This window comes from uncultured Lacinutrix sp. (genome assembly GCF_947500325.1).
In the GTDB taxonomy this organism is placed as follows: Bacteria; Bacteroidota; Bacteroidia; order Flavobacteriales; family Flavobacteriaceae; genus Lacinutrix.
Genome location: NZ_CANMRQ010000011.1, coordinates 11,950 through 25,121 on the forward strand (window position 1 = coordinate 11,950; position 13,172 = coordinate 25,121).

Consider the following 13,172-nt stretch of genomic DNA (forward strand, 5'->3'; position numbering starts at 1 on the left):
ATGTAATATTTAAAGGCAATAGCTTAATAAACAATTGATACTTTAAGTTTTTTTATTTGCTAAATTAGTAGCAGAAATAAGTTAATTGTAATTATAAAAAACGTTGAGAGTTATAACAAAAAAAACAGAAATTAAACAGCTTTTAGACAAGTGCTTTGTTAAATATAACTCTAATGGATTATTAAGATGTGTTGAAGAATTAAACATCTTAATATTGTCTCAAAAAGTAAAATTTCCTCTTCTTGAATATTGCGGTGAAGAGTTTTATAATAGATTGCCTAAAAACCAACAGCTGCAGTTTTGTGATAAAATAGAATCTTTAAAAACAGAAGGAGGTAATGTTATTTTAGGTATTATGTTACAAAAAAGATTACAAGATAATTTTATTGAATCTATAAATAAAGCAACAGAATATATTGCGGCTGCAGATATTTGGTATGTATGTGATATTATTGGAGAACGTGTTTTTGGTTTTTCTTTATTACATAATCCAAAAATTACTATTCCTCAAATCTTAAAATTGTCGAAACACCAAATAAATTGGGTGATTCGTTCTTTAGGTGCTGGTGTTCATTATGCAATAAAAAAGGGGCTTGATAAAAACGATGTAAAAACGGTTTTTGAATTGTTATTAACCATTGCAAACACAAAAGATAAAGAAATAAGGCAAGGTATTGGTTGGGCAGCAAAAACAACAGCAAAATTTCATCCAGAAGTCATTCAATATTTTCAAAACGAAATTCAAAACGAACATCAAGTAGCAAATTGGTTTAGAGCAAAAATAGAAATTGGACTAAATAGAAATAATTATGCCAAAGGAAATTGAAGTCAAATCTGTATTAAATAAAACTAAAAAAAGAGACGACTGGTTTTTAGACGATTATACTCTTAATTTATATAGTAGTTGCTCCTTTAACTGTTTATATTGCTATATAAGAGGTAGTAAATATGGTACTAATCTTGAAGAAAGTTTATCTGTTAAAACAAATGCTATAGAAATACTAGATCGTCAGCTTTTCAATAGAGCCAAAAAAGGGGAATACGGAATTATTGCGCTTTCTTCTGCAACAGATCCATATCTCCATATAGAAAAACAATACCAATTAACACGTAATGCTTTAAAAGTAATAGCAAAACATAAATTTCCTGTACATATTATTACAAAATCTGATTTAATAGAAAGAGATTTTGATCTATTACACGAAATAAATAAAACAGCAATTATTCCTAAAGACCTTTCTCAGCGATTAGATAATGGTGTTATAGTTTCATTTTCTTTTTCAACACTAGATAATAAAGTATCACAAATATTTGAAAAAGGAGCAACAAAACCATCAAACAGATTAATTGCTTTGAATAAAACTCTGGATGAGGGTTTTTTAACAGGAGTTAGTTTAATGCCATTACTTCCTTTTATATCAGATACAACAGAACATTTAAATCTATTCTTTGCTACCTTTAGCAAAAGCAATGTAGATTATGTTTTGCCAGCAACTATAACTTTATTTGGAAATGGGAAGGCAGATAGTAAGACATTAGTGTTAAATGCAATAAAAAAATACTATCCAGAATTAGAAAATAAGTATTTAAACTATTTTAAAAATGGTTCTCAAATGCCTCAATTTTATAAAAAGGCCTTTTCAAAAAAAATGAAAGCGCTTTGTCAAGAATACAATTTAAAAAATTTGATTGAAAAAAAGATAGATGATAATGTGTAAAAATAATACTAAATTATACTTTCATTAAACAACTATAAGAATTCTAGAATCTATAAACGAAACATAGAATAAATTTGATATTTGAAACTCACATATTACCTAAAACCTTAGAAAACTATATTGAATCCATATTTTATTTTAAGGGGTTTATGCCTGAACATTCTATTGAAAGAGTAGTGCCAACAGGGCATGTTTTTATCATTTTTGAATTAGATGGTATTAAAAGACATACTTTTAATAATAACACTTTAAAACCCAATGGTACGTTTTCTAAAGTTTGGGTTTCTGGTATGCATAAAAATTACCTTTCAATTTCTGCGCATCCAAATTCTGAAATGTTGGTTATTCAATTCAAGTGCGCTGGTGCTTTCCCTTTTTTTTATCAACCAATCTATAAGCTTAATGACCAAGTTAGTGCAGCTCAAGACATTTTGGGTATTGAAATAATTGAGTTACATAAACAAATTCTATATAATAAAACTTCAATTGAAAAGTTTGAAGTCGTTCAAAATTGGTTATTAAATAGAATTAATAGTAAAGATATTGCAGGTCAAGATTTATTAAAAATTGTCAATTTATTAAAAAACAACCCCTTTATTGAACATCATAAAATAATTGAATCCTATCCAAAAACTCAAAAACATTTAATAAGTTAATTCAAAAAATATGTAGGTCTTACACCTAAAGTTTTGCATAGAATATTTCGTTTTAATGAAATTTTAAATAAAATTCATTTAAAAGAAAAAATAGATTGGCCACAAATAGCATATCAATTTGGGTATTCAGATCAATCACATTTTATAAAAGAATTTAAGGCGTTTTCAGGGTTTAATCCTCAAGAGTTTATAAACTCAGATTATCATAAAGGAGAACCTAATTTTTTCCCATTAGATAATGAAGGTTAATTTTTTACTATTACATTAACCTTTAAGTTCATTCCTTTGTAATTCACTTATTTTTATAACTATGAAAAAACTTCTATTTCAAATTATAGTTTTGTGTATGCCATTAGTAGTATTAGCTCAAAATACTAATAACGATTCAGAAAACAGAATCATCTCTGTAATAGATTCTACGCATGCCAATAATATGGTCTTAAAACAATCTTTTGTAGTAAATGTGCCTAAAGATTCGGTTTGGAATGCTTATACAACTAAAAAAGGATGGGAAAGTTGGGCTACAGCAATGGCAGAAATTGATTTTAAAATTAATGGAATTATAAAAACCAATTACAATAAAAATGGTAAAATTGGAGACGATTCAACTATTACTTTGCATGTAGTAAATTATATTCCAAAGCAAATGCTAACACTTCAAGCTGAGATCACTAAAAATTTTCCTAGCTTCATGAAAGATGATGAAAAAGAGTTGTTTAATATGATTCTTTTTGGATCTATAAGTGCAATAAAAACAAAAGTAATATCTTACGGTATAGGTTATAAAAACAATGAAAAATATAAGCCTTTGATGAAATTTTTTATTCAAGGCAATGCAGAATCTTATCGAAATCTAATAGCCTATTTGGAAACAGGAATACCTTCGGTTAAATATTAAACTATGGATAAAGCATTACAAACAATGATTGATAATATGCCTGAAAAAACAGGTAAATCATTAGACGAATGGAAAAAACTATTAAAAGCAAAAGCTTTTGCAAAACATGGAGAAGCAGTAAAGTATTTAAAAACTGAATATGCTGTTACTCACGGTTTTGCTAATACTATAGTAAGTCTAACAAATAAAGACGATTCTGAAACGTTAGATGATTTATTAACTAATCAATACAAAGGGAAAGAGAATTTATTTCCAATTTATGAACAGCTTTTATCTGTTGTGAAAACTTTTGGAACCGATGTGATAATTACACCCAAAAAGACAAGCGTAAGTATTATTAGAAAAAAACAATTTGCTTTAATAAAACCTGCTACTAAAACAAGAATTGATTTAGGTTTAAAATTAAAAGATAAACCAACAACTACAAGGCTAGAAAATTCAGGTCCTTTTGGTACAATGTGTACGCATCGTGTAAGACTTTCTATGCTTGATGAAATTGATGTAGAGTTAATAGAATGGTTAAAAGAATCTTATCAAAAGGCTTTATAATAAAAGCATCTAGTGTTTTTAAAATTAAACGAATTCTCCTTTTTGTTCGTTTTCTATTTATTAATTTAGTTCTTGCCAATCTAGTAACGATATACAAATAGAATAGGCGTAAGTTTAAAGTCTACATTACAATGCCAATAGAAAACATACCTGAAAGTTATATTAAAGATAAAAATGTTAGTCCTGATTTATATGTCTACGATTTTAAAATGACTAATGATGTTGTTAAAAGCAAGGTTAATTTAAGCATGAATATGTTTAGTTTTTTGCAAGTTGGAAAAAAACAAGTACACTTTGCGGGAACATCTGTAGCTGTAAATAAAGACCAATCGTTATTGCTTAAAAAAGGAAACTGGTTATGGACAGAGCTATTAGATATAGAAGCTATTTATTATTGTAAGCTTCTTTTTTTTTCAGAAAAAAAATTAAAAGAATTTATTGAAAAGCATGCAGGTAACAATCTAATAGTAAAAGATGAAACGCCATATTTTATAATTAAGAATGATGACTATATTAGATCATATTTAAATTCATTATCAACAATTAGTGAAGCTCCAATGGCTTTTATGCAAAATTTACTTTCAGTAAAATTTGAAGAATTGATGCTTTATCTGCTACAGAAATACGGAAAACAATTTGAAATATATTTACATTCTTTAATTATTAAAGAAAGCTCTCCATTTAAAAAAAATGTTGAAAGCAAAATTCATTCTAATCTTAAATTAGAGGAAATTGCATTTTTATGCAATATGAGTTTATCTACTTTTAAGCGTCATTTTATTAAAGAATATAACGTATCGCCAGGAAAGTGGTTGCAAAGTAAACGACTTCAAAAAGCTAAGGAAACATTAGAAAAAGGAGATTTAAAACCTTCAGACATTTATTTAGATTTTGGTTATAACAACCTTTCTAACTTTAGTACAGCTTTTAAAAATAAATTTGGATATAGTCCAAAGAAAATTCTTAGGTAATAATTTTCAATTGTACATCTATTTAAATCTGACCTTTTTTCATAAGTTATTGGCCTGTTTTGGTAACTTGATAAAAGTAGCCTCTATGTACATTTGTATTAAATTATTATTAATACTAAAACTTGAAATCATGAATATTACATTAGCACAAGCAGAAAAAATTATTTCAGCAGCAAAAGAGAAATCTATAGCAATAGATACAAAAATGAATATTGCAATTGTAGATGCAGGAGCAAATTTAGTAGCATTTGGCCGTATGGATGGTGCTTGGTTAGGCTCACTTGATATCTCTATTAAAAAAGCAAAAACGGCACGTTTTTTTGATATGAATACAGGAATCATTGGAGAATTATCTCAACCAGGAGGCGCTTTATATAATATAGAGCATTCAAATAATGGACTTATTACTTTTCCTGGCGGCGTACCAATTAAAAACACTGAAGGTGAAATTATAGGCGCTATTGGAGTTAGTGGTAGTTCTGTTGAAAATGACCATGCAGTTGCAGAAGCTGGAGCATTAGCAATTTAATAGACTAATGATTACTCTATTTTCATTAAAAAAATAGCTAACAAAAAATCCCGCAAACATTTGGTTTGCGGGATTTTATATTAATCGTCTTTTCTATAGGTTTTTCTTTTCTTTAGCTTTTTTTGCTTTTTAAGTTTACCATTTTTCTTATAGTAATAATGGTCATCATCGTCATTCCAATCATCATCCCAATCGTTATCTTGGTGAGAATCGTTTCCATAGTGAGTAACAGTACAACCGGTTACGCCACAAAAACCACAACCTTGATTTCTAAAGTTTACATGCCCAAATACATTTATAATATGTCCTCTACGGTTGTATTTAATATGTAAACCTCCAACTCGAGTTAACCAGCCATTGCGATTGTATCTCATGTAAACAGAACCTAAACGTTTAACTTGGTCATAACGGTTATAGTTTACAAACACATTACCTATACGTCTTACTTTTCCATCAAAATCATGAGTAATTATTATGCCTCTAGATCTAGGAGTAGAAAACTTAACTCGTGTTCCTGGAGCTCCAAAAGTAGTATTAATACTTCTTCGTTTGCTTCTAGATCTTCTGTAATAACCATCATCATGATTATAATGATTGTCTTCAATATGCGTATTAAAGTCAAATGATCCATCTGGAAAAATTAAAAATTCTACACCACGCTCAATAAACTGTATTGGTTGATTGAAGCGATAGCGATTTGTCGTTAAATCTTCACCTTTAAGTGCAGATTCAACTTTTTCTGCTGCTGTTACAGTTGTTAATCCCATTAACAATCCTGTAAATAATAGTACTAGTTTTTTCATAGTATTACGGTTTTAGATTTTTTGCCTACTCTTTAGCTTTTCGGCTTACGCTATTTGTAATTGTAAGTTCCAATTAGCGTGCCAAAACTCTTAAGTGCTGTTTTTACTAGGGTTTATTGATGTTTATTATGTGGATTCTTTTTTATATTTTTATACCAACTAACCGCTATTTCATGTCTAAGCAAATAAAAGATTGTAAAAATTGTGAACAACCATTTGATGAGGCTTACGAATATTGCCCATATTGTGGACAAAAAGATAAAGATGAACTAACTATAGGTGTTCTTTTCTATAACACTATAAGTAATTACTTTTCTTTTGATGCTCGTTTTTTTAAAAGTTTTTTGCCTTTATTATTTAGACCAGGTTATTTAGCAAAAAAATTTATTAGTGGAAAGCGCTTATTATACCTCCATCCAGCGCAATTATATCTATTCGTATCTGTTGTATTTTTCTTTTTATTTTCTTTTAGTACAAGAAAACAAGTTAGTGACATAGACAATAACATAGCAGATGCTTTTAGTAATAGAACATCAGTTAAAAAGGATTCATTAGATGCAGAAGCTTTGAAGGCTATAAAAGTTAAAGATTCTATTAAAAGAGAAGAAGTAAGGGAAGCTCTTAAAAAGAATGCTTTTTTAACAGGAATGACAGAAAAGCAAATAGATTCTTTGGTTGAAACAGATAACTTCAAGAAAAATGGAGCTATGAGCTTTGATTTTAATGAGTTTAAAGTAGATTCATTAATTGCAGCTAAGGCTACCGATGCAGAGATATATAAAGAAATGGGGCTTAAAGAAGATGATGGCGCTTTTAAAAGACGTTTATATGCTCAAGTGCTCAAGTTTTATAAGTCTAAAAAAGGAGGTAGTATTTTAGAAGCATTTTATGACACTATACCTATAGCAATGTTCTTTTTGTTACCAATTTTTGCATTAATTTTAAAACTTCTATACTTCAAAAAGGGGCGTTATGCGCATCACTTAGTGTTTAGTTTCTATTATTTCGCATTTTTATTTACTGTTTTTAGTATTATTCTAGGTGTAAACTTTATTGTAGATATACCTAATTGGGTAGATTTTTTAATAATGCTCTCGACATTTATTTATTTGTTAATAGCATTAAAACAATTTTATCAACAAGGTTGGTTTATGAGTTTCTTAAAAAGTGGAATAACGACATTTTTATTTCTAGTTGTAGTCACACCTTTAGCTGCAGTAATAATTGGCCTATTCGCATTTATGTTTTATTAGACTCGGTGTGCTAAATTGGAACGTTTATACCCTCAATGTTTTTTAATCCAATTGGTTAGAGTTTCTCTTTTAAATATTGACCAGTAACAGAAGCCTTGTTCTTTACAATCTCTTCAGGTGTTCCAGAAGCAACTAAATGACCACCATTTTCACCTCCTGTTGGACCTAAATCTATAATATGATCTGCACATTTAATGAGTTCTAGATTATGCTCAACAACAATAATAGAATGTCCTTTATCTATAAGCGCGTTAAATGATTTTAATAATTTTTGTATATCATGAAAATGTAGGCCAGTAGTTGGTTCATCAAAAATAAATAAAGCAGTTTCTTTAGTGTTTCCTTTACCTAAAAACGAAGCCAATTTAATACGTTGTGCTTCACCACCAGAAAGGGTAGAAGAACTTTGGCCAAGTGTTACATATCCCAAACCTACATCTTGTAAAGGCTGCAATTTTGTTTTAATTTTTGTAACATGATTCTCATCGAAAAACGTTATGGCATCATCTATGGTCATGTTTAAAATATCATCAATATTTTTATCTGCGAAAGTAACCTCTAAAACTTCTTTTTTAAAGCGTTTCCCTTTGCAGGTTTCACATTCTAAATGCACATCTGCCATAAATTGCATTTCTATAGTTACTTGGCCTTCTCCTTTACAGGTTTCACAACGCCCGCCATCTACATTAAAACTAAAATGTTTGGCAGCGTAGTTTCTAATAGTACTTAATTTTTGTTTGCTATATAAAGCTCTAATATCATCGTAAGCTTTTATATAAGTAACTGGATTAGATCTTGAAGATCGCCCAATAGGGTTTTGATCTACAAATTCTATATGTTTTACATTGCTGTAGTTGCCTTTTATTTCTGAAAACTGTCCAGGTTTATCTCCAAAACCAGTTAGTTTTTTTTGAATGGCAGGAAATAATATTTTTTTAACTAATGTACTTTTTCCACTTCCAGAAACACCAGTAACTACTGTAAGCATACCTAAAGGAAAAGTTACATCTATATTTTTTAAATTATTTTCTCTAGCACCTATAACATCTATACTATATTTAGAAACTCGTCGTTTTTTAGGAATTTCAATTTTTAAAGTTTGATTTAAATATTTAGCTGTTAAAGAGTTAGATGCTAAAATGTCATTGTAAGTTCCTGTAGCCACTACATGTCCACCAAAAGTACCGGCTTCTGGTCCAATATCAATAATTTCATCGGCTTCTATCATGATATCTTCATCATGTTCTACAACAATGACTGTATTTCCTAAATCACGAAGTGCTTTTAAAACTAATATTAGTCGTTCTGTATCTTTAGGATGTAAACCAATACTTGGCTCATCTAAGATATACATAGAACCAACTAAACTACTACCTAATGATGTGGCTAGATTTATACGTTGACTCTCACCACCAGAAAGGGTATTAGATTTTCTATTTAACGTTAAATAGTTTAAGCCTACGTTAGATAAAAAAGATAAACGATTAGAAATTTCCTTTAATAATCTTTTAGCAATAGTTGTGTCGTGGTCATTAAGTTCTAATTGCTTGAAAAAATTAGAGAGTTTATCTAAAGGCATCTCTACCAAATCGGTTAAAGTAGCACCTGCTATTTTTACATAATTTGCTTCCGGTCTAAGGCGTTTACCATTACAAATTTTACATTTCGTTTTCCCACGATAGCGAGAAAGCATCACACGATTTTGAATTTTATAGGCTTTACTCTCTAGTTCTGCAAAAAAAGCGCTTAAGCCTTCAAAATGTTTATTACCAGTCCAAATTAAATTTTTATGTTTTTGACTTAATTCGAAATATGGTTTATGAATAGGAAAATCAAAATGATGCGAATTGTTTACTAATTGATCTCTGTACCAACTCATACTTTCTCCACGCCAAGGAAAAATAGCATTCTCATAGATAGATAATGCTGTATTTGGAATAACTAAATCGTCATCAATACCAATAACATCTCCATAGCCTTCACATTTAGGACAAGCACCGTATGGGTTGTTAAAACTAAATAAATGTACGTTAGGTTCTAAAAAAGAGAGACCATCTAATTCAAATTTATTAGAAAATTGCCTAGTTGTTTTATCATTTAATGATTCTATAAAGCATTCGCCTTTACCTTCAAAAAAAGCTGTTTGAATAGCATCAGCTAAACGATTAAAAAAATCTTCATCGTTTTTTGTTACAATTCTATCTACAACTAAAAAGAGGTCTTTAGTTTTTTCTGTAACGCCTTCTGTAGCATCTATACGTAAAACTTCACCATTAGCTTTTATTCTAGCATAACCTTGCGCATTTAAAGCTTTTAGTTTATCACTCATAACTCTTCCTTCTTCTAAGTGAATAGGAGCGAGCAGGAGTAGTTTTTCTCCTTCAGGAATTGTTTTTATATAATTTAAAACATCGGTTACTGTATCTTTTTTTACTTCCTTTCCAGATTTAGGAGAGTATGTTTTTCCAATTCTAGCAAATAATAATTTTAAATAGTCGTAAATTTCTGTTGTAGTGCCTACTGTAGAACGCGGATTAGTTGAGTTTACTTTTTGCTCAATTGCAATAGCAGGTGCAATTCCTTTTATATAATCTACTTTAGGTTTATTTAGCCTTCCTAAAAATTGTCTAGCATAACTAGATAAGCTTTCTACATAGCGTCTTTGACCTTCGGCATATAATGTATCGAAAGCTAAACTAGACTTCCCAGAACCCGATAATCCTGTAATAACGACCAATTTATTTCTTGGTATTACAACATCAATATTTTTTAAATTATGCAATTTTGCACCTTTAATAATAATATTTTGTTTAGGATTTACTTCGGAAAGCTTAGTGTTCATAGGTGTTTTGTGTCTTGAGAAAGGCAAAGATAACACTTATAATGCATCTTATAAAAAGGATTATTGTGTAATTAAATGTTAAAAAAATCATTTTTTTTTGTTTTTTCGGAATGATTCTTGTTATATTTACCTCAAACAATAACTATTTAATTAGCAAGCCTATAGCATACAATTACTTTTTTAATTTATAAACCTAAAGCTGAAGCCCTATCTTCTGCAGAAAAAAAAGTAATGACTATGCGACAAGAACTTATCAAAGATGCTACGTTAGTTAGTAGCTACATTAAAGGCGACGAATCTTCACTAGAAATATTAATAAAAAGACACAAGCAACGCATTTATAGTTTTATCTATTCTAAAGTTTATGATAGAGATATTGCTGAAGATGTTTTTCAAGATACTTTTATTAAAGTGATAAGAACATTAAAAAAAGGTAAGTATAACGAAGAAGGTAAATTTTTACCATGGGTAATGCGTATTGCTCATAATTTAGTTATAGATCATTTTAGAAAGAGTAATCGTATGCCAACTTTTGATAATAGTGGTGAGTTTAGTATTTTTTCTGTACTAAGTGATAGTAGTCTAAATGCTGAAAAAACCATTATAAAAAACCAGGTTGAAAGTGATGTAAGACGATTAATTGAAGAATTACCTGAAGATCAAAAAGAAGTGTTAGTAATGCGTATGTATCAAGATATGAGTTTTAAAGAAATATCAGAACGTACAGGCGTTAGTATTAATACTGCATTAGGGAGAATGCGTTATGCTTTAATTAATATGCGTAAAGTTATTGAAAAGCATAATATTATTTTAACGAATTAATTTGCATTTTATCGAATATTAGTAGGGTAAAAAAATAAACTATACAATAACAGGATAAAAGAGCCGTTATCATTTTATAACCAAAAAAATATAGATGGCAAAACTTTACTCTAAGAATCCCGAAAAAAACAAAAAATTGAACCCAAAAGATGAAACTGTGAGTTTTATTCTTAATTATTCTAAGGCTTTAAGTGTTATAAAAATAAATAAAATGGAGTTTGAAGCACTCCTGAATTAGACTGAAAAAGCCCTGATTCAATCAGGGCTTTTTTATTTCTTATTTTTATTATAATCATTTAAAACAGAGACTCGTCCTATTGTTTTTGTTATAATGTCCTTGTCTAAATCCCAACCTCTGGCTGGGGAATATTCACGTCCATACCATATAATTTGTAAATGCAAATCGTTCCAAGTGTCTTTTGGAAATAAACGTTTAGCATCTTTTTCTGTTTGCTGCACATTTTTACCATTAGTTAAATTCCAACGATACATTAATCTATGAATATGTGTATCTACAGGGAAAGCAGGAACACCAAAAGCTTGAGACATAACTACACTTGCAGTTTTATGCCCTACTGCGGGTAATGCTTCTAAAGCTTCAAAACTTTGAGGTACTTCACCATTATGCTCATTTATTAAAATATGGGATAAGCCATGAATACCTTTACTCTTCATTGGAGATAAACCACAAGGTCTTATAATTTCTTTTATCTCTTCTACAGACATTTTAATCATATCGTATGGATTATCTGCTTTTGCAAATAACAAAGGCGTAATTTGATTTACACGAACATCTGTACATTGCGCAGATAATAAGACGGCTACTAATAATGTATATGGGTCTTTATGGTCTAATGGAATTGGAATTTCGGGATATAATGAATTTAACGTATTTATAACAAAATCTACCTTTTCTTGCTTAGTCATTAGTTGTATTTTTGAATAAAGCCAAAATACAACTATGAATACATTAAAACAAGGTGATAAAGTTCCAAATTTTACAGTAAACGATCAAGATGGTAATGCTATTTCTTTAAGTGATTATAAAGGGAAAAAATTAGTGGTTTTCTTTTATCCCAGAGCTAATACGCCTGGTTGTACAGCAGAAGCGTGCAATTTAAGTGATAATTATAAATTGTTACAGGATAAAGGGTATTTTATATTAGGAGTGAGTGCAGACACAGAAAAGAAACAATCTAATTTTAAAAATAAATTTAATTTCCCTTATCCTTTATTAGCAGATACAGAAAAAGAAGTTATTAATGCTTTTGGAGTTTGGGGTTTAAAGAAATTTATGGGGAGAGAATTTGATGGTATTCATCGTAAAACGTTTTTAATAGATGAAAATGGAGTAGTGGAGCACGTTATTGATAAAGTGAAAACAAAAGATCACGCTGCGCAAATATTAGAATTGTAGTTTATTTATATAACTAACGAAAAAGGCACTAAAAACTTGATTTTAAGTAGATAGTGCCTTTTTTATTGTTTTATAAGAATGCCTTTCTTAGAAGAAATACAGCCGTAATTATTTTATTTGGTTAACTTGTTTTCAATTTCTGGGTTTATATTTGCTAGTTCTTTTGCAAATTTATTTTTGTTCTTTGGAAAATTCACTTATGTTTCTTTTTTATTAGGTGTTTTAATTCGCTTTTTAAATCTTCGTATAAAATTCCATTTTTTGGGTTATTTGATTCATAAATTATATAATTTGATTTTATACTATTTGTTTTGTTTTTTATCGTTATCTCGTATTTTTTATCAAATACATAATACTCAAATAAATGGATATAAAATGTGGAAAATTTATTCGGTTTTATTCTCTCACTCATTTTCAATTTTCCTTCTGTAATTATTCCTTTAGATAAGATGTTAATAATTCTTTTCTTTTTTTTGTCCCATTGTATTAAAATAGCAATAAATGTTAGTTGAAACACTATAGCAATTCCCTTCCAAAAATATCCTTCAGTAACCAGAAATTTTGGTTCAGAATGGAATAAGTCATAATCAATAATTAAGAAAACTATTCCAATCATAATCAATAAATAATTATTTCTATTTAAAATTTTTGCAATTTTATTTTTGTTGGTTATTTGTAATTTTCCTGTTCTCAATTATTTGATTTTAGTTGTTA

At 29.0% G+C, this 13,172-nt stretch carries 15 protein-coding genes and 1 pseudogene; 12 read left to right on the top strand and 4 right to left on the bottom strand.

Annotated elements, in window-relative coordinates:
* The first annotated feature begins 103 nt into the window (after positions 1 to 103).
* From Q0997_RS13135 to Q0997_RS13170, 8 genes and pseudogenes are all read left to right on the top strand, one after another.
* A complete protein-coding gene (locus Q0997_RS13135; protein WP_299889605.1) occupies positions 104 to 826 on the top strand; it encodes a DNA alkylation repair protein in 723 nt (240 codons plus the stop codon).
* The gene (locus Q0997_RS13140) at positions 810 to 1,718 is read left to right on the top strand and encodes a radical SAM protein (protein ID WP_299889607.1); all 909 of its coding nucleotides are present in this window, start codon (positions 810 to 812) and stop codon (positions 1,716 to 1,718) included. The genes Q0997_RS13135 and Q0997_RS13140 overlap by 17 nt, the downstream gene beginning before the upstream one ends.
* Positions 1,719 to 1,792: 74 nt before the next feature.
* Complete coding sequence (locus Q0997_RS13145; RefSeq protein WP_367180220.1) at positions 1,793 to 2,374, top strand: DUF6597 domain-containing transcriptional factor; 582 nt, start codon at positions 1,793 to 1,795, stop codon at positions 2,372 to 2,374.
* A 12-nt stretch (positions 2,375 to 2,386) separates the two neighbouring features.
* Positions 2,387 to 2,623 (top strand): annotated as a pseudogene (locus Q0997_RS13150) (helix-turn-helix domain-containing protein); the annotation flags it as partial.
* Positions 2,624 to 2,684: 61 nt separating this feature from the next.
* Entirely contained in the window at positions 2,685 to 3,272 is a 588-nt protein-coding gene (locus Q0997_RS13155) for an SRPBCC domain-containing protein (protein WP_299889610.1), read from the top strand.
* 3 nt (positions 3,273 to 3,275) lie between these two features.
* Positions 3,276 to 3,821 (top strand): DUF4287 domain-containing protein, encoded by a 546-nt coding sequence (locus Q0997_RS13160; RefSeq protein ID WP_299889611.1) that lies wholly within the window; start codon positions 3,276 to 3,278, stop codon positions 3,819 to 3,821.
* A gap of 131 nt (positions 3,822 to 3,952) precedes the next feature.
* Positions 3,953 to 4,792, top strand: a complete 840-nt coding sequence (locus tag Q0997_RS13165; RefSeq protein ID WP_299889613.1) for an AraC family transcriptional regulator — start codon at positions 3,953 to 3,955, stop codon at positions 4,790 to 4,792.
* A 130-nt stretch (positions 4,793 to 4,922) separates the two neighbouring features.
* The gene (locus tag Q0997_RS13170) at positions 4,923 to 5,321 is read left to right on the top strand and encodes a heme-binding protein (protein ID WP_299889617.1); all 399 of its coding nucleotides are present in this window, start codon (positions 4,923 to 4,925) and stop codon (positions 5,319 to 5,321) included.
* A gap of 80 nt (positions 5,322 to 5,401) precedes the next feature.
* Here the strand turns inward: Q0997_RS13170 and Q0997_RS13175 are convergent, their stop codons facing one another.
* Complete coding sequence (locus Q0997_RS13175) at positions 5,402 to 6,124, bottom strand: hypothetical protein (protein WP_299889619.1); 723 nt, start codon at positions 6,122 to 6,124, stop codon at positions 5,402 to 5,404.
* 173 nt (positions 6,125 to 6,297) lie between these two features.
* Here Q0997_RS13175 and Q0997_RS13180 point away from each other — a divergent pair, with 173 nt between their 5' ends.
* Positions 6,298 to 7,377, top strand: a complete 1,080-nt coding sequence (locus Q0997_RS13180) for a DUF3667 domain-containing protein (RefSeq protein WP_299889621.1) — start codon at positions 6,298 to 6,300, stop codon at positions 7,375 to 7,377.
* Between the two features lie 55 nt (positions 7,378 to 7,432).
* Here the strand turns inward: Q0997_RS13180 and uvrA are convergent, their stop codons facing one another.
* Positions 7,433 to 10,219 (bottom strand): excinuclease ABC subunit UvrA, encoded by a 2,787-nt coding sequence (gene uvrA, locus Q0997_RS13185; RefSeq protein WP_299889623.1) that lies wholly within the window; start codon positions 10,217 to 10,219, stop codon positions 7,433 to 7,435.
* 237 nt (positions 10,220 to 10,456) lie between these two features.
* Here uvrA and Q0997_RS13190 point away from each other — a divergent pair, with 237 nt between their 5' ends.
* Both Q0997_RS13190 and Q0997_RS13195 read left to right on the top strand, forming a co-directional pair.
* Positions 10,457 to 11,041 carry a sigma-70 family RNA polymerase sigma factor gene (locus Q0997_RS13190; RefSeq protein ID WP_299889625.1) on the top strand — a complete coding sequence of 195 codons (585 nt, stop codon included), beginning with the start codon at positions 10,457 to 10,459 and terminating at the stop codon, positions 11,039 to 11,041.
* Between the two features lie 94 nt (positions 11,042 to 11,135).
* Positions 11,136 to 11,279 carry a hypothetical protein gene (locus Q0997_RS13195; protein ID WP_299889627.1) on the top strand — a complete coding sequence of 48 codons (144 nt, stop codon included), beginning with the start codon at positions 11,136 to 11,138 and terminating at the stop codon, positions 11,277 to 11,279.
* Between the two features lie 32 nt (positions 11,280 to 11,311).
* Here the strand turns inward: Q0997_RS13195 and nth are convergent, their stop codons facing one another.
* Positions 11,312 to 11,968, bottom strand: coding sequence for an endonuclease III (gene nth, locus Q0997_RS13200; protein WP_299889628.1), 657 nt, complete (start codon positions 11,966 to 11,968; stop codon positions 11,312 to 11,314).
* A 34-nt stretch (positions 11,969 to 12,002) separates the two neighbouring features.
* On the opposite strand from nth, the gene bcp reads away from it, so the two are divergent.
* Positions 12,003 to 12,458, top strand: a complete 456-nt coding sequence (gene bcp, locus Q0997_RS13205; protein ID WP_299889630.1) for a thioredoxin-dependent thiol peroxidase — start codon at positions 12,003 to 12,005, stop codon at positions 12,456 to 12,458.
* Positions 12,459 to 12,651: 193 nt separating this feature from the next.
* Here the strand turns inward: bcp and Q0997_RS13210 are convergent, their stop codons facing one another.
* Positions 12,652 to 13,152 carry a hypothetical protein gene (locus Q0997_RS13210; protein WP_299889632.1) on the bottom strand — a complete coding sequence of 167 codons (501 nt, stop codon included), beginning with the start codon at positions 13,150 to 13,152 and terminating at the stop codon, positions 12,652 to 12,654.
* Positions 13,153 to 13,172 lie beyond the last annotated feature (20 nt).